Below are 20,676 nucleotides of genomic sequence, written 5' to 3'. Positions count from 1 at the left end.
CTACGAGCGCGACTCCATCCCCGCGAGCAGAAGGTGTCCATGGCCGCGCTAGCTGCGGGGTGCGGTGATCGGCTGTTCCGCAGCGCCGCTAGCAACACCGGTAGCAGCAGTGTCGGCGGCAGCCGCGTCCGCAGCGGGACCGTCCGCGGCGGTGTCGGTGAGCGAGTCGCCACCGACCGCCTCTCCGATCCAGCTCTCCGCCACCCAGCCGCGCTCCGATGAGCCGGTGAGGATGGCCACCCCCGTGTTCGTCAACGCTCGCTCCGCCACCCACTCCACGTCGACGTTCGGAGTCGTGTAGGCGACCCATGCCCGAATCATCGCGCCGTGACTCACGATCGCCACGGTGTCGTGACCGTTGCTCGTGACCTCGTCGACAACACGGGTGAAGCGCGAGAACGCCTCGTGCCCGTCCTCGCCGCCCGGCATCCGCACATCGAGCCGCCCGGCCGCCCAGCTCATCACTGTCGTGAGGTAGATGTCGATCGCCTCGCGATCGTTCCGCATCTCCAGGTCACCGGCACTGACCTCGCGCACCCCCTCGCGCACTCCGATCTCCAGGCCGAGCGCATCCGCGAGCGGCCGCGCCGTCTGCTGGGCACGAACCTGATTCGACGCGAAGAGCGCCCCGATCTCCTCACCCGCGAGCGCGGGCGGTAAGGCGGCAGCCTGCTCGCGCCCGAGCGGAGTGAGATCCGCGCCGGGGATGCTCGTGTCGAGGTGCCCGCCCACGTTCGATGTGGTCTGCCCGTGCCGGATAAGGATGAGTCTCATGCTTCGACCCTACGAGGCAACCAGGAATCCTCGAGCATCCGCGGCTTCGCGAGATATAGTCCGGCTCCCGCTGCGGCGAGCACCATGCCGAAGAGCATGACCATCGGCAGCTGCCAACCACCGGAGGTCTCGTGCAGCAACCCGAAGAGGAGCGGCCCGAACGCCCCGATCGTGTACCCGATCCCCTGCGAGAATCCGCTCAGCTTCACGGAACCCAGCTGGGTTCGCGTCCGCAGATTGATCAACACGAGGACGACAGGGAAGAGGAGGGTACCCAGCCCCGCGAACGCCACCCACAGCCACGGCAGAACGGTCGGCATCATGAGCAGCCCCGTGTACCCGATCACGAAGAACGCAACACCCATCTGCACGAGCACACCGACGTTCCTCATCCTCACCGCGAGCATCGGCACCACGATGGCGGCCGGCAGACCCATGAACGCATACAGCGACAACAGCGCACCCGCTCCCGCAATCGACTGACCGGCATTGTCGACGAGTACCTGAGGCAACCAGGCGAACATCGCATACGCATTGAACGACGACGCGGCGTGGATCACGACGAGGGCCCAGGCGATGGGCGACCGCCAGGTGCGACCGATCGCCCCCGTCGTCGGCTTCGCGAGCTCGGGAGTGCCGTTCTCGGCAACGCCCCGGCGGTGCTGGGCGAGCAGCGCGAACCACGGTACCAGCGCGAACACGGCGAGGAGCCCCCAGCTTGCGATGGCCACCCGCCAGCCGGCCGTGTCCGAGATGGGTGCGGCGAGCAGCGCCGGAACGCCGGTGCTGAACGACAGCAGCACGGTGGTCATCGAGGTGATCACGCCGATGCGATCGGGGAAATACCGCTTGATGATGGGCGGCAGAAGCACGTTCCCGAAGCCCATGCCGGCGAGTGTGACGGCCGTCGCTGCAGCGAACACCTCGAAGGAATCCGACAGTCCACGGATGCCGTGGCCCACCAACATCGCCGCCAACGCGACCACCACGGTGAGTTCGAGGCCGAGCCTCCGGGCGACGGCGGGCGCGAGCAGACCGAACTTGGCGAAGCACACCGGCGGAAGCATCCCGATGACGCCCACCAGCGTTGGCGTCAACGGGATGTCCGCGTCGATGGCTCCCACGATGGGCGAGAACACGGCGACCGCGCTGCGAAGATTCAGGGCGAGAAGAGCGAGGCCCGCGAGGGCGAGACCCCTACCGGCCCAGAGGCGCACTGGGCGGGTTGTCTGCACCGAGAGAGTCTACGTGGTGACCCGACGGCTTCCCGCATGTGAGCGGCCTAGGCTGACGCGCATGAACGACATCGCCAGATTCCTTCCGCTCAGCAACGCGGGCCGCGCCAGCACGGGCATTCCGGAGACCAAGGTCACCACGAGTTGGTCGACCGAGATCGCCACCATCCTCGAGCAGGTCGCCGACCTCCTCGACGGCCTGACCCCCGAGCAGTGGGAGAGCCCGAGCATGTGCGACGGCTGGACCGTCCGCGATGTGGCCGGCCACATCGTCTGGCGTATCGGCTCCTCCACCGGCACGATGCTGCGCACGGGGTTCAGGGCGTACTGGGGCCACCACATCAACCCGATGAAGGCGATCGACGACCTGAGCGTGAAGGCCGCGCAGGCCAGCTACGAGGACCTCGTCGACCGCATCCGAGAGATCGCGGACGACAAGCGTTCCAGTCGCGGCCGAGTTCGCATCGGCGAGCTGATCGAGGCGGTGGTGCACGCCTACGACATCTCGCATGCCCTGAAGGCGGACCTCGCGCTCGATCCCCGCGCCACGGGTGCGGTGGCCGTTGCCCGCGTCGTGATGGCGCCCACACCGATCCGGGCCGTGCTGCGCGCACGAACCCTGACCGCCACGGATGCCGGCTGGACCCTCGGCTCGGGAACGCCACTGAGCGGCACCGCCTCCACCCTCATCATGTTCCTGTTCGGACGGAAGGCGCGGCCCACGCTCGGCACGCCGAACTGAGCGGGAGAGCCCGGCACTTCGGATCGGCGCCCGCCGGCTCAGTGCCCGCCGGGTCGGCGCCCGCCGGGGTCCCCTCCTCCCATCAGCCTGCCCGCGCTCCAAGCATGGCACGCAGCGCGGACCGTTCGGCGAGCGTCCACGCGGTGGTGACAGCGAGGTAGATACCCGCCGCCAGCGGCACGATCGCGGCGATGCCGACGGTGATGAAGGGCATCCAACTGAGGGCGTTGGTCATCCCGGACAGATCGGGCGTTCCCGGAGGCGAAGGCGCCGATTGCGGGAAGAGCGCCGCCTGCCGGAGCGCCACTCGTCGCGACAGCCAGGCCACGACCGCGATCCCGCCGAGCACACCCGCGAACAGCGCGGCACCCGGCGCCGCGATGCCACCGGCGATCGCCGCGATGAGCGAGTCCCCGAGGGCCACGCCGCACAGCTGCTCGGTCAACAGGGCATTGGCGTGCCCGTTGATCGAGTGCAGCACGAACAAGCCGTAGACCACCGACAGAACCGGTGCCTGCGCGAGGGTGGGCAGACAGCCGGCCACCGGCGACGCCTTCTCTCTGGCGTACAGCTCCTGCATCGTGCGCCGGAGCATCTCGGGATTCGTGCGGTAGCGATTCTGCAGCTCCCGCAGGTGGGGTGCGAGCCGGCGGCGGCTGAATTCCGCACGCACCTGCGACACTCCGACGGGGGTGAGCATGGCGCGCACCAGCACCGTCAGCAGCACCACGGCGAGTGCGGCACTCGCCGATCCGGCGAGCGGATCGAGGAGGGCACGGAGGGAGTCGAGGAGGAAATAGGCGCCGTCGAGCACGGCGGCGATGGGGGCGAACGAGTAGAAGTCCAAAAGGTGTCCCTTGCTGTCGGTGGGGTGATCCGCGAATTGCGCGCAGAGCCCACCGGGCGAGGGCAGGACTACGCGGTCGTCGGGATCCGACCGGGAGCACGCGGGCGGGGTCGACCGTCCGTGTTGGGGTGCAGCGGAGCGGGCACTCTGCTGAGCGCTTCGCGATGAGCGCGGGACCGATGCCCCACCATCAAAAGCCGCGAGGTGATCAGAACCGCGAGATACCGGCTACCGAGGCTGAGAGCAAGCAGCACGGCCGCGACTCCCACGACGGCGAGACCCGAAGCATCCGGCTGCAGCACGGCGACGAAGAACAGCGGCGCAGCCATCAGGGCCAGCAGGTGTTCACCACGCAGTCGCACGGGGATCCTCTCGTGGGAAGTATCAGTCCTCCCGACGCTACCCCACCCTGTACCGTTCCCACCGAAATCCGATTCCGCCGAAAAGATGTGCACAGGCTGGGAATAAAGGACGGCGCCGATACGCTCGCTGTAACAGCGCCACCGCTGGATGCCGCTCGCGCCGTCGTTCCCCTGCCGGATGGGGTGCGTTTCACGAGCCGTTCCACGCTTGGGCATCGACGCCCACCCACCGCTTCCTCCGGTCCGCCAGGACCGACGCCCGGAACCGCTCACCTCGCCTTGCCGGCCGCACCACGACGGGAACCTCTTGACCGACACCGCCCCTATAACCCTTCCCCGCGAAGTCGCTCCCGCCGCGAACGCGAACACCGACGCCCGTGACCGACTGGTGATCCGGCTGCTCCTCGTCTCGGCCTTCGTGGTCATCCTGAACGAGACGATCATGGGCGTCGCGCTGCCCGCGTTGATGGACGACCTGTCGATCACCGCGGTGGCCGCGCAGTGGCTCACCACCGCCTTCATGCTGACCATGGCCGTGGTCATCCCGATCACCGGATTCCTGCTGCAGCGCTTCCACACGCGTCCGGTGTTCATCACCGCGATGAGCCTGTTCAGCACCGGCACGCTCATTGCGGCCGTGTCGCCCGGGTTCGAAATGCTCCTCGTCGGCCGGGTGGTGCAGGCCTGTGGCACCGCGATCATGATGCCCCTCCTCATGACCACGGTCATGACTCTGGTGGCACCCGCCGCGCGCGGCCGCACCATGGGCAACATCTCCATCGTCATCTCGGTCGCACCCGCCATCGGCCCGACCATCTCCGGCATCATCCTCAGCGTGCTCGACTGGCGGTGGATGTTCATCCTGGTCCTGCCGATCGCTCTCGGCTCCCTCGCCCTGGGCGCCGCACGCGTGCAGAACGTCACGAGCCCGCGGGTCACCCACTTCGACGTGTTCTCCGTCGTGCTGTCAGCCTTCGGGTTCGGTGGTCTCATCTTCGGACTCAGCAACCTGGGTGAGGGAGCCGGAACCGTGAACCCGTGGATCCCCCTCAGCGTCGGAGCGCTGGCCCTCGCCGGCTTCGTGCTCCGCCAGTTGCGCCTTCAGCGCTCCGACAGCGCTCTTCTCGACCTGCGCACCTTCACGTCGCGCACGTTCACGTTCTCCATCGTCATGCTGGCGATCAGCATGATGGCCCTGTTCGGCACGATCATCCTGCTGCCGATCTACATGCAGACCGTGCTCGGCCTCGAGGCCCTCACCGCCGGGCTCCTGCTCCTGCCCGGAGGCCTGACCATGGGCCTGCTCGCCCCGTTCGTCGGGCGGCTCTTCGACCGCCACGGTCCGACGACGCTGCTGGTCCTCGGATCGACCATCGTGAGCGTGGTGTTCTGGTCGATGACCATGCTCGACGAGAACTCCTCGTTCTGGATGGTGCTCGCCGCCCACGTCGCGCTCAGCGTGGGGCTTGCTCTGCTCTTCACTCCGCTGTTCACGGCGGGGCTCGCTTCGCTACGCCCGCAGCTCTACTCGCACGGCAGCGCCATCGTCGGCACGGTGCAGCAGGTGGCCGGTGCCGCGGGCACCGCACTCTTCGTGACCGTCATGTCGTCGCAGGCGATCATTCTGGGCGCGAGCGGCGTCTCGGAGACCGTGGCGACGGCCTCGGGCATCCAGACGGCGTTCCTCTACGGGGCGATCATCTCGTTGTTCGCCATTCCGGCCGCCTTCTTCATCCGGCGGTCGACCGACGCCGTGGCAGCCGACGCCATGCCCGCCGGGCACTGACCACGAGTTTCCGACGCTGGGCATCGACGTCGAGGGTATCGACGCCGAGGGCCCGCCGCTCTCACCCGTGTGTATCAATTCGTTGATACAGCTGCTATGTTTCGTGTACCACGTGAGTGATACACGAAAGGCAAACCCATGGCAGTGCTCGCCCTTCTCGTTCTCGTCGCCGTCGGAGTGTCGCTCGCGCTCGCCCGGGCGCGGCGAACGGAGGCGTTCCGCATCGCTCCGGTGTCGGAGTCCGCGGCTGCCGCGCTCCGCGGCGCGAACGGCGCGTCGAGGATGCGCGCCCTTGCCGCCATCACCGCGAGTGCCGTCGCATTCGCGTTCTTCTTCGCCCTGAACGAGGTGCGGCCCGACGCCTTCGGACTCCCGCTCCTGCTTGCGCCCGGGGCGGCGGCGATCGTGGGTCTCACCGTCCTCGGCGCCATTCCTCCCGCACGCATGAACACTGTCACCCTCTCACCCCGCCGGAGCGCGTCGCTGGCCCCGCGTCGACCGTGGAGCTTCGGACCGCCCTGGGCCTACCTCATCCCCCTCACCGCGGCAGTGTCGGCGGCAATCTTCACCACCCTCGCCGGAATGTCGTCCACGGTCGCCGACGATGGCACCTACCGGGCGATACGCGTCTCGCTCGGGGATGCGACGAGCACGTCGACCCCCTACCCGGGGTGGTACTACGGCGTCCCCCTCCTCATCATGACGGCGCTCCTCACCGCGGCGACCCTGTTCGCGCTCGCCCGTATCGCATCCGCCCCCGCACCCGCCGACGAGGCGCTGACCGAGGCGGATCGCATCCTGCGCATCGCGTCGACACGGGTCGTGATGAAGGTGAGTTCGGGCGCGTTGTTCGCCTACTTCGGCGGTGCTCTCTTCTTCGCCGGACAGGCGACCCGCAATGCGGCCACCTTCTTGACCGGCACGTCCGCCACCGTGGTGCAGCCGGAGGGCGTCGTGGGCACTGTCGAGGTGGTCGCCGGGACGGGAGGACTGATCCTCGGCGCAGTGCTCCTCTGCCTCGCGGCCATCGACGCCGTGCGGGCACCGGTGGTCGCCGTGATCCCGCGGGATGGCAGCACCGCGGGCACCGGGGCCGGGCACGCGGCATGATCGTCCTCGACGACGACGACCCGACGCCGCCCTTCGAGCAGATCCGCAGCCAGGTCGCCGACCGGATCCGTGTCGGCGAGCTGGCTGGCGGCCATCGCCTGCCATCCGTACGTCAACTCGCGGGCGATCTGCGGATCGCGGCCGGGACGGTCGCCCGGGCGTACTCGGCGCTCGAGGCCGAGGGCCTCATCGAGACCAGTCGTACCGGCGCTCGCGTACGGGACGGAGTGACGCTGCCTCCGGCGGCCCGCACCGCGGCGCGCCGCTTCGTGCGTGCGCTGGCCGCCGAACCGGTCGACCTGGAACAGGCGCTCAGCGCTGTCCGCGCCGAGTGGCACGCCCGCGCCTGACCTCGGGGTTTCGCACCCGACTCGGGGCGACCGTGCCGGTCAGGAGGACATGCTGGCGATCTGGATGAGGTTGCCGCACGTATCATCCAGTACCGCGGTCGTGACCGCACCCATCGTCATCGGCTGCTGCGAGAAGACGACGCCGAGACCGACCAGGCGCTCGAACTCCTGTTGAACATCGTCGACGGCGAACGAGGTGAACGGGATGCCGTCCGCCACGAGCGCCTCGCGGAACGGACCGACGGCGGGATGATCGGCCGGCTCGAGAACGAGCTCCGTGCCGTCGGGGTCATCGGGTGATGCCACGGTCAGCCATCGCGTCTCACCGAGCGGAATCTCGGTCTTCTTCACGAAGCCCAGGGTGTCGGTGTAGAAGGCGAGGGCGCGGTCCTGGTCATCGACGAAGATGCTGGCCAGATGGATTCTCATGTTTTTTCCTTTCGGTGCGCGTTCGGGGTATTGCTGGGGTCACCAAGAGCGACCGGCCACCGCTCAGTGATCGCGCGGAGGGGACCGGTGTCGAGGTGATGGATGCGGTATCGGCCACGGCGCTCCACGCGCACGAGGCCCGCATCCTCGAGCACGGCGAGGTGCTGGGAGACGGCCTGCCGTGATGACGAGAGACCGTGCGCCGAAATGAGGCGGTTCACCAACTCGAACAGCGTCTGCTCGTCGCGACGGACGAGCTCATCGAGGATGGCGCGCCGGGTCTCGTCGGCGAGCGCCTTGTACACGTCGCTCACGCAGCTACGATATGCAAGCGTTTACTTGCATGTCAAGAGTGAAGCAGGAAGTTCGGGGCGGCTCGGCACTCACTTACTGGTTCGACCGCGCTCGCGAGTGCCGCTCCTGTTCAGCTGCCACCGTCGGGTGCGGCGAGCGTTGCGCATCCCGGCCACGACGAGGAGGACGACGAAGGCGAGAAGGGCGAGAAAACCCAGAATGACGCGCATCCACGGCGACAGCCCCCACAGCGTGTACCCCGCGTTCTGCAGACCGAACACCCCGGAGATCAGCACGAGCGTGCCGCCGACGGTCAGCACCACGGTCGCCACGATGAGCGCACAGAATCGCGCCATGCTGAAGCCCGGCGCGAACCGCTGGGCATAGTCGCCCGGCTCACCGAATTCGACCCGGGGGTCGCCACCGGACTCGGCCACATGATCGACGACCTCGCCGACGATGCTCCGGACCATCCGCGACGGCACGCCCCGGAACTCGAGAGCCTCCGTGAGCTCGGCAGCGTATTCATTCGGCGAAGTGCTGGTCATGGTGATGGTTCCTTCCCGAGGATGGCAGCGGTTGCATTGGTCGAGAATTCCCGCCAATCGGTCCGCAGTGTTCGGAGCGTGTCGGCACCGGACGGGGTGACGGAGTAGTACTTGCGCCCGGGCCCGCCGTCCCCCTCGCGCCAGGAGGACGCCAGGAGACCCTCGTCCTCGAATCGATTGAGGATCGGATACAGGGTTCCCCCTTTCACGGTCCCGAGTCCGGCCTCCGAGATGCGCTGTCCGATCCGATAGCCGTAGGTCTCTCCATCGGCCACGATCGCCAGGATGGCTGCACCGAGCACACCGCGCAGCCACTCCGACGGCCAGGTCCGTTCCTCCACCACTAGATCGTGTCACAACCTAGGTATAGTGGCAACCTACCTGGACGCCGGGATGGCGCTCCCCGGTTCACTGCCCCAGCATCCGGCGCAGCGTTTCCGCGTTCCGCACCGCGTTACCGCCCCCGTCGTTGTTGAAGTACGCGAAGACACCGGTGCCGGCGGCGTCCCACTCGCGGATGCGATCGGACCACCACGCGAGATCCTCGTCGGAGTACGACCCGCCGTAGAGGTGGTGAGGATCGGGCCCGTGCAGACGCACGTAGGCGAAACCCGCCGTCACCCGCAGCACGCACGGCAGGTGCGCCCCGCTCATCACGCAGTATGCCGCGTCGTACCGCTCGAGAATGCCGAAGACAGCATCGGCATGCCAGCTCGGGTGCCGGAACTCCACGCTCACCGCGATCCAGGGCGGCAGCGCCGCAAGGAAGTACCCGAGGCGCGCGTCGTCCCGCTCCATCGTCGGGGGCAACTGCACGAGCAGCACCGCCCTGCGGTCCGCCAACTCGTGCCAGCAGCGGGCGATCCGTTCGATCCACACCTCGGGCGCGTACAGACGCTTGGCATGGGTGAGCCCCCGCGGGGCTTTCACCGAAAGCAGGAAGTCGTCGGGCAGCCTGCGCCTCCAGCTGGCGAAGGACGCCTCGCGCGGCCACCGGTAGTGACTCGCGTTCAGCTCAACGGTGTCGAATCGCCGCACGTAGTGCGCGAGGCGATCCCGAGGCGGTGTGCCGGGCGGGTAGAGCACATGCTCCCAATGGTCGTAGCTCCAGCCGGATGTGCCGATGTGCACGCCCATCGCTCCCCCTCCGCTCGTCCGCCCGTTCTTGCATCGTACGAGCGCCGGAGGCCGCACGAGCACCGCACCATTCCCCGCGCCCAACTCCGTCGCAGCACCGCACCGCACCCATGATCCGGCGCGCACGTCGCTGTCCGGCGGCAGAATGAACACGATGGATCTCCCCACCGCAGCCGACGAGCTGTACTCCGTTCCACCGTCCGGGTTCATCGCCGCTCGCAACGCGCGCGCGTCGGAAGCCAAGGCGGGTGGCGACCGCGCCCTCGCCGACGCGATCCGCCGTCTGACCAAGCCCTCGACGTCCGCCTGGGCCGTGAACATCCTCGTGCGTGAGCGCCCGGACGAGATCGCGTCGATGCTCGAGCTCGGCGCATCGCTGCGGGAGGCGCAGGACGACCTCGATCGAGACTCGCTCGCGGCACTGGGTTCTCAACGTCGCAGACTGGTGTCGGCACTCGCCCGAGAGGCGGGACAACTCAGCGAGCGGCACGGTCAGGGCGTGAATCCGACCGCCGTGCGGGAGGTCGAACAAACGCTTTCCGCCGCCATGGCCGACCCGGATGCGGCGACCGCCGTTCGCACCGGCCGTCTGCTGCGACCGCTGGAGTCGATCGGCTTCGAGCCCGTCGACCTCGTCGATGCCGTCGCCGCGCCCGGTGAGGGCGCACCCGCCGCAACTCGCAGCGGCGGACGGACACCGAAGCTCGCGCCAGTGCCCGACATCGCGGACGAACGCGCCAAGCGGGCGGAACGGGCGCGTGCCGAGGCGCAACGAGCGGTCGACGAGGCCGACAGGCTCGTCGAGGCCGCGGATGCCGAGATCGAGGACCTCGAGGATCGCGCGTCGGCCCTCGAGGAGCGCCGGGATGCCTACGCCACCGAACTCGACGAACTGCAGTCCGCGATCGACGCCGTCGAACTGAAGTTGGCCGCGCTCGACCGCGACGCGCGCGCGATCGAACGGGAGCGCGGACGCTCCGACCGCCTGGCCCAGCAGGCGCGCCGTCGAGCCGAAGCCGCGCGCGAACGCCTGAGACGTGTGGAGTAAGCGACAGCGGGTGAACCGGGTGTCATCACCTGCACGGGCGACAGCGGGCAAACCGGGCGACTTCACCTGCACGGGCGACTCGGGGCGAGCCTCGGCCCGGCCCGGCCCGCTAACTCGCCGCAACGATCACGACGGGCGTTCCGCCAGGGGGAACGCGATGTCCACTACTCGGTCGTCGTCGTCCGCCGCATCGTAATCGGCGAAGTACACCTCCCGCGGCGACCCGACGATGGTCTCGTCGTTGTTCGCTATCCAGCCCTCGACCGCTTCGTAGGCCGAGAGGATCTCGGGAAAGGCGACCTGGGCTTTCGTGATCGTCGTGTAGGCCTCGCGATGGGCCGGTTCCACCCGGTGGGGCACCGAGATGGAACCGGTGAGGTGCGGGGAAATCGGGGTGCACGCCTCGATGGGTCCATCGCTCTCCTCGTTGACCTCCCCGTGGTAGATCACGAGTCCGGGCCCGGTCGGCTCACCACCGGCCGTCCTGAGTGCGGCATGCTGCCGGCTCATCGCCGATTCGATCCATTCGGGCAGTGCGTGCGCCCGCAGGTGCACCTGTTCTGTCAGTACCGTCTGTTCCGGCACGTCGCGAATCGACACATCGAACATGGGATAGGGCTCCTTCCCATCGCCCGAGGTGCGTCCGGGCGACGTCTACCGTTGCCGACATCCTCCGCCGTGATCACGGTCGACGGAAGGGGAGGCTGACAGCGGTCGTGCGGATGGTCACCCGCACCCTCGGGTGACTTCCGTTGTTAGAGCACCACGCGCTGTACCCGTAGTTCGTCGACGGTCATCGTGACGGGCGCCGTCGCGGAGCTCGACTCGTAGGAGACGACACCGATCCCGCCGGCCGCCTGAAGCCCGGTGGCGCCGTCCTGCGTGGTGAGCAGCCATCCGGGTTCAGTGCCGCCGACTGGCCAGAGCTTCGCCCGCAGGGTCGTCGGCCCGGTGCCGACCGCCTGCACGGCGACGGTGTACCTGGTGCCGGGTGACTGGACGAAGGTTCCGACCACGGCGGCGGCCAGGGTTGTCTCCGCACCGTTCACACGCCGAACGAGCTGCAACTGCAGGCGACCGTTCGCCGCGACGACCACCTTCGCCCGGTAATCGCTGGTGGCAGTCACCCGCCGGACGACGAGCGAACTGTACAGTGTTCCCGCGGACGCCGTCCGGTTCCAGGCGAGGTCGGCGCGCAGCTCCGTCGCAGTGGAACTGATCGTTCCGATCGAGGCGTCGGTGGACGTGCCGGGAGTGCTGATCGCCATCACCCCGGTCCCACCTGCGACCGAGTACCGTGATGCGGTGCCCGCCACGGACCAGTTCCCGCCGGTATCCGCGGCGCCCCATCCGCCCGTGACCGTGCGTCCGAATGCGTCGGTGGCGAGCACGTCCGTCGGCGGCGGCGGCGGTGGTGGTGGTGGTGGTGTGGCTACGCCGACGTCGCGCACGGTGAAGCCATCGAACGCGATCGCAGCTGCGGCCGTCGCCGTACCCGACAGGTAGTTGTACAACCCGGCGCCGCCGGCTCGCTGCAGGGCGACCGAGGAGTCCGTCGCGGTGACCTGCCAGTTCGTCGGCTCTGAAGCGGACAGCGGCCAGGCCTTCGCGCGAATCGTGGTCGGTGTGGTGCCGCTGACCTGGAGGTCCAGTCGCAGCGGCTGGCCGGCTGTGGCCACCGCCCCCAGGGCCGTGCTCGACAGAGTCGTCTCGACTGACCCGAGAAATCGGATGACGCTCAGTCGCAACGCACCACTCGGGAGAATCTTGAGCTTTGCGCGGTAGCTGTCGGCGCCAACCACCCGTCCAAGGACGCTCGTGTACAGTCCCGATCCGGTACCGGCTGGGGTCGCGGTCATCTCCACCGAGACCCGGGGGTCGAGCACCGAGACCGTAGGCAGGGTCGCCGACCGACTACCGCCGACCGGCACAGAGGTTCGGCCGAGGCCGCCGGAGACCGAGTACGACGCTGCCGACCCCGAGGTGCTCCAGGATTGGCCGGTGTCTGCCGCGCCGAACCCGGTCGACAGCGTGCGCGTGAACGTGTCGCTCACAACCGCTGACGGCGGCGGCGGCGATGAAACGGTCGAGAGTTCGAACGGCAGGGTGAACTGGGAGTTGTCGTCGGTCTCGTATCGACCCAGCTTCGGCGAATAGGTCCTCGCGGAGATGGTGTTGTCGGCCGGGCTGAAGGTGTAGTACCGCAACCAGCCGTCGCCGCCGTTCGCTCGGTCCTGGTAGTTGCTCATCGCCTGGACGACGGGTTTGCCGCACCGGTTCTGATCGGTGCGGCGTGATTCGCCCAGGTCGCCATCATGCTCGTGGCCGGCGACGACGAGCGCGATGGAGCACTGCTGGGAGACGAAGTCGTTCCACAGGCCTGCCTGCGACGTCCCGCCGGGTCGCTCGGCGCTGGTCTTCCGGGTTCCCTGCAGGGTGAGGAAGCTGTGGGTGGACAGGATGGCGATCCGGTTCGGGTGGGCGGCGAGCACCTTCCGGCCCCAGTCGAGCGCGTAACCGGGTGCCTCCCATTCCAGGTTCAGCACCAGGAAATCTCGACCGCCGGCGCTGAACAGACTGAAGCTGTTCATGTTCTGGCGATTGATCGGGTCGGTCCCGAAGAGGTTCTGGCCGAGGTATCCGCCGTATCGCGCGGTCGTCGGTGTCCAGGCGGCCCCGACGTACCGGCTCGGCGGAAAGTACTGGTCGTACAACGGCGACGCCCCCGTCGTGTTGTCGAAGTCGTGATTGCCGGGCAGGACACTGTTGGGCACACCCGCGTCGTCGAGGATCTTCAGTCCGGTGGACACCCGCGGCCACTGCGACCCTGAATCCCAGTTGCTCACCAGATCGCCGACCTGGGCGACGAACGCGATGTCGAGGGCGTCGCGTTGGTCGACAACCCACTGCGCCTGCTGGGCGATGGTGCCATGCCGTTCCGAGTACGAGTAGTTCTGCGTGTCGGGAATGACGACGAAGGTGAAGGGATCGCTCGGCTCCGCTGAGGCGACCGGGGTCGACCCGAACACGGGCACCGCGGCGAGCAACGTGAGGATCACGGCAATCGCAATCCTTCGCCGGTGGGGGGCGGATGGCCCCGTGGAACCGCTCTGGTGCATCAGGTCGACCTCTCCACCGGGGCGACGACGCCGGGGATGCGCGCATCCTCTCAGGTGGCGCTCTCCGGCGTCAAGGGGGAACCGCCCTTCGACACGCCGCTCGTGCGGTCACCCGCCCCGGTTTCCGCTCCGATGCGCCGCGTATCTGCTCAATCGCCCGCGAATCAGCAGGGGCGATCGACCGAAACCTCAGCGCGAGCTGCTCGACGTCGTCATCCTCGACCTCGCCGTCTTCCTTCTCGATGGGCTCAGGTGCCGGCCGAGTCCTCCCACTCGCGCACCACGCGCGCGAGCCGCGCCGCCCGGGTCGCGGGCGTTCGCGCCTTGGTCACCTGCAGGATGGCGAGGTACCGCTCGGTCTTCCCCAGCGCGGCGAAGCGGGCGGAAGCGCGCTCGCTGGCTGCGAGCGCTGCGGCCAGGTCATCGGGCACGCTGACGTTGCGCTGGGCGACGTACGCGGCGTCCCACCGTCCGTCGGCCTGGGCCGCCGCCACCTCGGCGAGTCCGGCTGGACGCATCCGGCCGGCCTCGGTGAGCGCGCGAACCCTGTCGACGTTGACCTGCGACCACTCGCTCCTCCGGCGGCGCGGCGTGTACCGCTGGAGGAAGTGGGAGTCGTCGTACGACCTCCGCTGCCCGTCGATCCATCCCCAGCACAGCGCGACGTCGAGCGCATCGGAAACGGTGACCGACTCCGTGCCCGACGACTTCTTGGCGATGAGCATCCACACGCTGGCGTGCGATCGCCCATTCCGCTCCAGCCAGGAGTCCCACTCCGACGCGGTGCGGAACGTGACGATCTCTTCATCGCCGGGCGGCTCCATCGGACCTCGACTCGTTCCTCGGGTGATCAGCTCACGCGGATGCCCACTGCATGGCACCGGCGGTGAGCTCGACGGACCGCAGTCTATCCGCGGTGGTCTGTGACGCGTGCGCCACGATGAGCTCGTCGGCTCGGGCGAGGGTCGCGAATTCCTCGAGGTACGCGCGCACCTCGCCCGGGGTGCCGACGGCGGTGTATCGCATCATGGTGGCGAGCTGCTGACCCTGCGGCGTGGTCAGGAAATCGTCGATCTGCTGGTCGGTGTAGTCGGGCGACGCGGGGCCGCGCGAGATCATGCTGCGCACCCGGGCACGCCGCATGGTGCTGAACTGGTCGGCGGCATCCTCGGCATCCTCGGCTGCGATCACGTTGGCACCGGCGAGCACGTAGGGCTCGTCCAGCTGCTCCGACGGGGTGAACTCGCTGCGGTACGCGGCGACGGCGGGGAGGAGGGCGTCGGGGGCGAAGTGCGAGGCGAATGCGTAGGGCAGACCCAGCGCGGCGGCGAGCTGCGCACCGAACATCGACGATCCGAGGATGTACAGCGGCACGTTGGTGCCCGCTCCGGGAACCGCCTGCACGCCGGGCACCCGGGACGAGCCGCGGAGGTAGCCCTGCAGCTCGAGCACGTCCGATGGGAACGAGTCCGACGACGACGGGTCGCGGCGCATCGCGCGCATGGTGGTCTGGTCGCTCCCGGGCGCCCGCCCCAGTCCGAGGTCGATGCGGTCGGGGAACAGGGTCGCCAGAGTGCCGTACTGCTCGGCGATGGTGAGCGGCGCGTGATTGGGCAGCATGACCCCGCCCGCACCGAGTCGGATGGATGAGGTGTGCGCCGCCACGTGGCCGATCAGCACGCTCGTGGCCGACGACGCGATGGTGGGCATGTTGTGGTGCTCGGCGTACCAGACCCGGCGGTACCCGTTCCGCTCGGCCGATTGCGCGAGCGCGACGCTCGCAGCGAAGCTTTCCCGAGCCGACTCCCCCGGGGCGATCGGAGCGAGGTCGAGGATGGACAGGGGAACGGGCATGGCGGCCTTCCGGTCGGAACGGGTGGTGCTGCGGTGAGGTGCAACCGCACCCTGGCGTCAACGCACCGGCTCACGGATTCGTTCCCGATCGCAGGCGAGAATTCGTCGCAGACCGGCCTGCACCCAGTAGACAGAGGTATCGCGCGGAGGCGCGGGTGGAGGCGCACGGGAAGGCGCACGGCCGGGCGCACGGCGGCGCGACGTAACACGGCGACATGACGCCCCCTTCCTCTCGCTCCGCTGTTCCCGCCTCTGGCAGGGTGGTTCCGGCGGCAAAGCGAAGCCTCGCGCCTGTGGGCACCGCCGCACATCCCATCCCGCGGCAGCACGCCGCCGACAGAACGAGGCACCCATGACAGCGACCACCCCTCTCATCCGCACCTCGCACGCCGGAAGCCTCCCCCGCACGCCCGAGTTGATCGCGGCGAACGAGTCGCGCTCCTTCGCCGACGACGGATTCACCCTCGACCGCACCCCGGAGTTCGACGGCCTGCTTGAGCACGCGGTGGCGGACCTCGTTCGCCGGCAGACCGAGACCGGCATCAGCATCCCGGGCGACGGCGAGTACGGCAAAGCGATGTCGAGCCCCGTCGACTACGGGGCCTGGTGGACGTACTCGTTCCAGCGCACGAGCGGCCTCGAGCTGACCGACTTCAACCCGATCACCCAGGGCGCGGTGCGCAGCACGCCCGGCACCGTGCGCCTCACCTCGTTCGCCGACCGGCGCGACTGGACGCGGTTCGCCGACGCCTACGCCGACCCCACGAGCGGCATCGCCCTCGGCAAGAACGCGACCGCCTTCCCCACCTGCACGGGTCCGCTCGGCTACATCGGCCAGGATGCGATCGCCACAGACACGCGCAACCTCCGCAGGGCGGTGGACGCCGCCGGCGCGACCGACGGCTTCATCACCGCGCTCTCCCCCGGCTCGGCCAGTCGCATCGGCAACGAGTACTACGCCACCGAGGAGGAGTTCATCTGGGCGTGGGCCGAGGTACTCCGGCACGAGTACAAGGCGATCATCGACGCCGGACTCATCCTGCAGATCGACGACCCCTCCGTCGCCGAGAACTGGGACCAGATCAACCCCGAACCCAGCGTGGCGGACTATCAGGCGTTCACGCGAATCCGCGTCGAGGCCCTCAACCACGCGCTGCACGGACTGCCCGAGGACCGCATCCGCTTCCACCTGTGCTGGGGCAGCTGGCACGGCCCGCACACCACGGACATCGAGCTGAAGAACATCGTCGACGTCATGCTCGAGGTCAACGCCGGCGGTTACTCGTTCGAGGCCGCGAACGCCCGGCACGAGCACGAGTGGCGCGTGTGGGAGGACGTGACCCTGCCCGACGGCAAGGAGATCCTGCCGGGCGTGGTGGGACACGCCACGAACGTGGTGGAGCACCCCGAGCTCGTCGCGGACCGCATCGAGCGCTTCGCCTCGCTCGTGGGCGGCGAGCGGGTCATCGCGTCGACCGACTGCGGCCTCGGCGGACGCATTCACCCGCAGATCGCCTGGGCAAAGCTCGAGTCGCTCACCCGTGGCGCCGAGCTCGCATCGGCGCGACTCGCACGATAGGTCCGGCTCCCCGCGGCGACGACGGAGCGCAACGCCGCCGCGGGGATGGGCGCCCTACTGGGACCGGAGCAACTCCACGAACTCGTTCGCCATGTCGAGCTGCCTCTCGAGCGTGCGCTGCCGCTCCTCGGCCTGCTCGATGAACGACGCGAGACGCGCTCGCACGTCGTCGTTGTCGGTTCCGGCGTTCCCGCTCTTCAGCACGCCGATGATGCGGAGCAACTCCGTCATCTCCTCCAGCGAGAACCCGAGCGGCTTCATCCGGCGGATGAGCATGAGGCGGGACAGGTCCTCCTGCGTATACAGACGGAACCCGCCGTCGGTGCGGCCGGACGGCTTCAGGAGCCCGACCTCGTCGTAGTGACGGATGGTGCGAAGGGAGAGTCCGGTCTTGTCGGCGAGTTCGCCGATGTGCATCGTCGTCGCCGCCGGCGTATCCGTGGTCATTGCAGGGTCCTTCCGTCCGGTCCCGACTCTTACGTTAGAGTAGGTCTTCGCCACCGGCTGGTGATCTCGTGTGTGCCGTGAGCCCTCGGGCACGCTCCGCCGTGGCGTCGCGTCCGAGAGGCGCTCCTATTCTGCCCCAGCCCCGTTCCGAGCCTGGCTTCGACGCAAGCCCTGGAGATCCCCATGCCTCGATCCGCGAAGCCCGCCGTCGGCCGCTACACCGCCGAACCCACGGTTCTCACGGCACTTCGGTCGCCGCGCATCCTCACCCGGGAGGTGCTGGCCGGTCTGGTGGTCGCGATGGCGCTGATCCCGGAGGCGATCTCGTTCTCGATCATCGCCGGCGTCGATCCGCGACTCGGCCTCTTCTCCTCCTTCATCATGGCGGTGTCCATCGCGTTCCTCGGCGGACGCCCCGCGATGATCACCGCGGCGACCGGTGCGATCGCCCTGGTCATCGCGCCCGTCGCCCGCGAGTACGGCGTGGACTACCTGCTCGCCACGGTGATCCTCGGCGGGCTCTTCCAGGTGGTGCTGGGCGTCATCGGCGTCGCGCGGCTGATGCGCTTCATCCCCCGCAGCGTCATGGTGGGCTTCGTCAACGCCCTCGCCATCCTCATCTTCATCGCGCAGGTGCCGCATCTGATCGGCGTGCCGTGGCTCGTCTATCCGCTGGTGGCGGTCGGCATCCTGATCATGGTGATCATGCCCCGCTTCACCAGAGTGGTACCTGCCCCGCTGGTGGCCATCGTGCTGCTCACCATCACCACGGTGGCCGTGGCCATCACCGTGCCCACGGTCGGCGATCAGGGCGATCTGCCGGAGAGCCTGCCCGAGCTCCTCATCCCCACCGTGCCGCTCACCTGGGAGACCCTGTCGATCATCGCCCCCTACGCGCTCGCCGTCGCCCTCGTCGGCTTGCTCGAGTCGCTGATGACCGCGAAGCTCGTCGATGACATCACCGACACTCGGTCCGACAAGACCCGCGAAGCGTGGGGCCAGGGCGTTGCCAATGTGCTCTCCGGCATCTTCGGTGGCATGGGCGGCTGCGCCATGATCGGCCAGACCATGATCAACGTGAAGGCATCGGGAGCCCGCACCCGCATCTCCACGTTCCTCGCCGGAGTCTTCCTGCTCATTCTCGTCGTGGGTCTCGGTGACCTGGTGTCGGTGATCCCCATGGCCGCTCTCGTTGCAGTGATGGTCATGGTCTCCGTCGCCACCTTCGACTGGCACAGCGTGCGCTGGTCGACCCTCAAGCGGATGCCGAAGAGCGAGACCACGGTCATGGTCGCCACCGTCGCGGTCGTGGTGATCACCCACAACCTGGCGATCGGCGTCATCGTCGGCGTGGTCGTGGCGATGATCGCGTTCGCCCGACGGGTGGCCCACTTCGTGACCGTCGAGCGCACCCTGTCGACGGACGACCCGGTGCCGACCGCCTACTACACCGTCACGGGCGAACTCTTCTTCGCCTCGAGCAACGACCTGACAACCCAGTTCGAGTACGCCGAGGATCCCGAGCGCGTGGTCATCGACATGTCGGCCTCGCACGTGTGGGACGCCTCCACCGTGGCGGCCCTCGACGCCATCACCACGAAGTACGCCAACCACGGCAAACGCGCCGTGATCGAGGGCATGAATGACGCCAGCACGACGATGCACACCCGGCTCGCCGGCAATCTGGGAGTCGAGCACTAGGCACACGAAGAACTCTTCGCCCGACCGGGACATCATCGCCCCGGTTGCGGAATACGGTCGGCCGCCGCGCGGTTCGTCTGCAGTGGGTCCAGCGTCGAATCCGCACCGCCGGAGGCCGATGCGCCTCGCAGTCAGTCGACCGGCGGTATCCGTTCGATCGAAAGCAGACTCGTGCAGCTCTTCTCCCCCATCACCCTCGGCGCGCTCGCTCTCTCCAACCGCGTCGTCATGGCACCGCTCACCCGCATGCGCGCCGGTGACTCCGGCGTGCCCAACGACCTGATCGTGGAGCACTACCGCCAGCGCGCGAGCATCGGCATGATCGTCACGGAGGGCACCTACACGAGCCCGGTCAGCCAGGCGTTCGTCGGCCAGCCCGGCATCGTGACCGACGAGCAGGTGGAGGGATGGCGCCGGGTCGCCGACGCGGTGCACGACGAGAGCGGCGTGATCGTCGTGCAGCTGATGCACGGTGGCCGCGTCACCCACCCCGACACCAATGACGGGACGACCCCGGTTGCGCCGAGCGCTCTCGCGATCGAGGGCAGCACGCACACCCGGTCCGGCAAGCAGCCGTATCCGGTGCCCCACGCGCTCACCGAGGACGAACTGACCGACGTGGTCGCCGAGTTCGTTCGAGCGGCCCGGAACGCGGTAAACGCCGGCGCCGATGGCGTCGAGGTGCACTCCGCGAACGGATACCTGTTGCACGAGTTCCTCTCCCCCACCTCCAACGTGCGTACGGACGGCTACGGCGGAACGCCCGCGAACCGGGCACGCTTCGGCATCGAGGTCATCACCGCGGTGGCCCGCGAGGTGGGCGCGGATCGCGTCGGCGTGCGCATCTCCCCGTCGCACAACATCCAGGACGTGCTCGAGACCGATCCCGACGAGACCCGCGCCACCTACGACGCACTGCTCGACGGCATCGCGCCCCTCGGGCTCGCCTACCTCAGCGTGCTGCACAGCGATCCGGCCGGAGAGTTCGTGCAGCACCTGCGCGGACGCTTCGGCGGACCGCTCATGGCGAACAGCGGATTCGGCCTGCTCACCACCCGCTCCGAGGCGATCGACTTCGTGCAGGCCGGTGCCGCCGAGGTCGTCGCCGTGGGACGGCCCGCCATCGCGAACCCCGACCTCGTGCGTCGCTGGCAGAACGACCTCGACCTCAACGAGCCCGATCCGACCACGTTCTACGGTCCGGGCGCGCGCGGCTACACGGACTATCCGGCACTGTCGCACTGACCGACCGGGGAGTGGGCACTGCAGTGCCCACTCGCCGTTCCAGAGCGCCCGGCACGAAGCGCCCGTCGT

The 20,676-nt window shown here is 68.6% G+C and carries 22 protein-coding genes; 8 read left to right on the top strand and 14 right to left on the bottom strand.

Features of this window, described 5'->3' with window-relative positions; genetic code table 11:
• Positions 1-48: 48 nt before the first annotated feature.
• Positions 49-774 carry a histidine phosphatase family protein gene (locus EY822_RS12235; protein ID WP_150308508.1) on the bottom strand — a complete coding sequence of 242 codons (726 nt, stop codon included), beginning with the start codon at positions 772-774 and terminating at the stop codon, positions 49-51.
• Positions 771-2,009, bottom strand: coding sequence for an MFS transporter (locus EY822_RS12230; protein ID WP_150308507.1), 1,239 nt, complete (start codon positions 2,007-2,009; stop codon positions 771-773). Before EY822_RS12230 ends, EY822_RS12235 begins: the two co-directional genes overlap by 4 nt.
• A gap of 61 nt (positions 2,010-2,070) precedes the next feature.
• Between EY822_RS12230 and EY822_RS12225 the strand changes: the two genes are divergently transcribed.
• A complete protein-coding gene (locus EY822_RS12225) occupies positions 2,071-2,751 on the top strand; it encodes a maleylpyruvate isomerase family mycothiol-dependent enzyme (protein WP_150308506.1) in 681 nt (226 codons plus the stop codon).
• An 82-nt stretch (positions 2,752-2,833) separates the two neighbouring features.
• On the opposite strand, the gene yidC is transcribed toward EY822_RS12225, so the two are convergent.
• Together yidC and EY822_RS12215 are read right to left on the bottom strand one after the other, a co-directional pair.
• Entirely contained in the window at positions 2,834-3,598 is a 765-nt protein-coding gene (yidC, locus tag EY822_RS12220; protein WP_150308505.1) for a membrane protein insertase YidC, read from the bottom strand.
• 68 nt (positions 3,599-3,666) lie between these two features.
• Positions 3,667-3,960, bottom strand: coding sequence for a DUF6412 domain-containing protein (locus tag EY822_RS12215; RefSeq protein WP_150308504.1), 294 nt, complete (start codon positions 3,958-3,960; stop codon positions 3,667-3,669).
• Positions 3,961-4,267: 307 nt separating this feature from the next.
• Here EY822_RS12215 and EY822_RS12210 point away from each other — a divergent pair, with 307 nt between their 5' ends.
• The 3 genes from EY822_RS12210 (at position 4,268) to EY822_RS12200 (ending at position 7,206) form a co-directional block, all read left to right on the top strand.
• Positions 4,268-5,746: an MDR family MFS transporter gene (locus tag EY822_RS12210; protein WP_406610247.1), complete on the top strand. Its 1,479-nt coding sequence runs from the start codon at positions 4,268-4,270 to the stop codon at positions 5,744-5,746.
• A gap of 138 nt (positions 5,747-5,884) precedes the next feature.
• Positions 5,885-6,856, top strand: coding sequence for a hypothetical protein (locus EY822_RS12205; RefSeq protein ID WP_150308502.1), 972 nt, complete (start codon positions 5,885-5,887; stop codon positions 6,854-6,856).
• Entirely contained in the window at positions 6,853-7,206 is a 354-nt protein-coding gene (locus EY822_RS12200; RefSeq protein ID WP_150308501.1) for a GntR family transcriptional regulator, read from the top strand. The genes EY822_RS12205 and EY822_RS12200 overlap by 4 nt, the downstream gene beginning before the upstream one ends.
• Positions 7,207-7,245: 39 nt before the next feature.
• Here the strand turns inward: EY822_RS12200 and EY822_RS12195 are convergent, their stop codons facing one another.
• The 5 genes from EY822_RS12195 to EY822_RS12175 all read right to left on the bottom strand — a co-directional run bounded on the left by EY822_RS12195 (position 7,246) and on the right by EY822_RS12175 (position 9,614).
• Positions 7,246-7,635: a VOC family protein gene (locus tag EY822_RS12195; RefSeq protein WP_150308500.1), complete on the bottom strand. Its 390-nt coding sequence runs from the start codon at positions 7,633-7,635 to the stop codon at positions 7,246-7,248.
• A complete protein-coding gene (locus EY822_RS12190; protein WP_150308499.1) occupies positions 7,632-7,949 on the bottom strand; it encodes an ArsR/SmtB family transcription factor in 318 nt (105 codons plus the stop codon). The genes EY822_RS12195 and EY822_RS12190 overlap by 4 nt, the downstream gene beginning before the upstream one ends.
• 69 nt (positions 7,950-8,018) lie before the next feature.
• Positions 8,019-8,477 carry a hypothetical protein gene (locus EY822_RS12185; protein ID WP_150308498.1) on the bottom strand — a complete coding sequence of 153 codons (459 nt, stop codon included), beginning with the start codon at positions 8,475-8,477 and terminating at the stop codon, positions 8,019-8,021.
• Positions 8,474-8,818 (bottom strand): PadR family transcriptional regulator, encoded by a 345-nt coding sequence (locus tag EY822_RS12180; protein ID WP_150308497.1) that lies wholly within the window; start codon positions 8,816-8,818, stop codon positions 8,474-8,476. The genes EY822_RS12185 and EY822_RS12180 overlap by 4 nt, the downstream gene beginning before the upstream one ends.
• A 67-nt stretch (positions 8,819-8,885) precedes the next feature.
• Positions 8,886-9,614 (bottom strand): DUF72 domain-containing protein, encoded by a 729-nt coding sequence (locus EY822_RS12175; RefSeq protein ID WP_150308929.1) that lies wholly within the window; start codon positions 9,612-9,614, stop codon positions 8,886-8,888.
• A gap of 154 nt (positions 9,615-9,768) precedes the next feature.
• Here EY822_RS12175 and EY822_RS12170 point away from each other — a divergent pair, with 154 nt between their 5' ends.
• Positions 9,769-10,662, top strand: a complete 894-nt coding sequence (locus EY822_RS12170; RefSeq protein WP_150308496.1) for a hypothetical protein — start codon at positions 9,769-9,771, stop codon at positions 10,660-10,662.
• Positions 10,663-10,788: 126 nt separating this feature from the next.
• Here EY822_RS12170 and EY822_RS12165 read toward each other — a convergent pair whose 3' ends face one another.
• From EY822_RS12165 to EY822_RS12150, 4 genes are all read right to left on the bottom strand, one after another.
• The gene (locus EY822_RS12165; protein WP_150308495.1) at positions 10,789-11,271 is read right to left on the bottom strand and encodes a hypothetical protein; all 483 of its coding nucleotides are present in this window, start codon (positions 11,269-11,271) and stop codon (positions 10,789-10,791) included.
• A 146-nt stretch (positions 11,272-11,417) separates the two neighbouring features.
• A complete protein-coding gene (locus EY822_RS12160; protein ID WP_227497251.1) occupies positions 11,418-13,721 on the bottom strand; it encodes a metallophosphoesterase in 2,304 nt (767 codons plus the stop codon).
• 308 nt (positions 13,722-14,029) lie between these two features.
• On the bottom strand, positions 14,030-14,605 hold the full coding sequence (locus EY822_RS12155; protein ID WP_150308493.1) for a YdeI/OmpD-associated family protein: 576 nt from the start codon (positions 14,603-14,605) through the stop codon (positions 14,030-14,032).
• Positions 14,606-14,636: 31 nt separating this feature from the next.
• Positions 14,637-15,635, bottom strand: coding sequence for an LLM class flavin-dependent oxidoreductase (locus EY822_RS12150; protein WP_150308492.1), 999 nt, complete (start codon positions 15,633-15,635; stop codon positions 14,637-14,639).
• A 352-nt stretch (positions 15,636-15,987) separates the two neighbouring features.
• On the opposite strand from EY822_RS12150, the gene EY822_RS12145 reads away from it, so the two are divergent.
• Positions 15,988-17,214 carry a cobalamin-independent methionine synthase II family protein gene (locus EY822_RS12145; protein ID WP_150308491.1) on the top strand — a complete coding sequence of 409 codons (1,227 nt, stop codon included), beginning with the start codon at positions 15,988-15,990 and terminating at the stop codon, positions 17,212-17,214.
• Positions 17,215-17,268: 54 nt separating this feature from the next.
• Here EY822_RS12145 and EY822_RS12140 read toward each other — a convergent pair whose 3' ends face one another.
• The gene (locus EY822_RS12140; RefSeq protein ID WP_150308490.1) at positions 17,269-17,661 is read right to left on the bottom strand and encodes a MerR family transcriptional regulator; all 393 of its coding nucleotides are present in this window, start codon (positions 17,659-17,661) and stop codon (positions 17,269-17,271) included.
• Positions 17,662-17,844: 183 nt separating this feature from the next.
• On the opposite strand from EY822_RS12140, the gene EY822_RS12135 reads away from it, so the two are divergent.
• Positions 17,845-19,362 carry a SulP family inorganic anion transporter gene (locus tag EY822_RS12135; RefSeq protein WP_150308489.1) on the top strand — a complete coding sequence of 506 codons (1,518 nt, stop codon included), beginning with the start codon at positions 17,845-17,847 and terminating at the stop codon, positions 19,360-19,362.
• Positions 19,363-19,533: 171 nt separating this feature from the next.
• Positions 19,534-20,607, top strand: coding sequence for an alkene reductase (locus tag EY822_RS12130; protein WP_150308488.1), 1,074 nt, complete (start codon positions 19,534-19,536; stop codon positions 20,605-20,607).
• The last annotated feature ends 69 nt before the right edge of the window (positions 20,608-20,676 follow it).

It is taken from the genome of Planctomonas psychrotolerans (assembly GCF_008642235.1).
In the GTDB taxonomy this organism is placed as follows: Bacteria; Actinomycetota; Actinomycetes; order Actinomycetales; family Microbacteriaceae; genus Planctomonas; species Planctomonas psychrotolerans.
Note: the sequence above shows the minus strand (reverse complement) of the source record. Positions and strands in the feature narration are given on the sequence as shown.